This is a genomic window from Rhizobium sp. SVR5-9E (assembly GCF_056755095.1).
On record NZ_JBNDHS010000349.1, the window covers coordinates 1 to 287 of the forward strand.

Consider the following 287-nt stretch of genomic DNA (forward strand, 5'->3'; position numbering starts at 1 on the left):
GTTGATTACTACGTTCTCGTGATTCATAATACCCATCTGCCAAAGTTTTCCTTTAGAACCGTCAGCATTTTGAGAAATTACCTGAGCGGTTACAGGATCGATTTCTACCAGCCATCCGTAGTCTTTCATTCCGTCCGCATTCACGTCATTGGAAGTAGTCTGCTCTTCTGCTGTAACGATGGTTCCCCATGGGGTAACACCTCCCGAACAGTTTCTGATCGTCTGCACAAGGCTCGGCGCAGAGAAGCTTACCGCTCTTGATCTTGTCAGTTCCCAAAGTTTAGTCG

The 287-nt window shown here is 47.0% G+C and carries 1 protein-coding gene; it reads right to left on the bottom strand.

The window, feature by feature from the left end; translation table 11 throughout:
- Nucleotides 1-287, bottom strand: a 287-nt coding sequence (locus ACPYOJ_RS35130; protein ID WP_481420350.1) for an alkaline phosphatase PhoX, incomplete at both ends; no start/stop codon positions are given.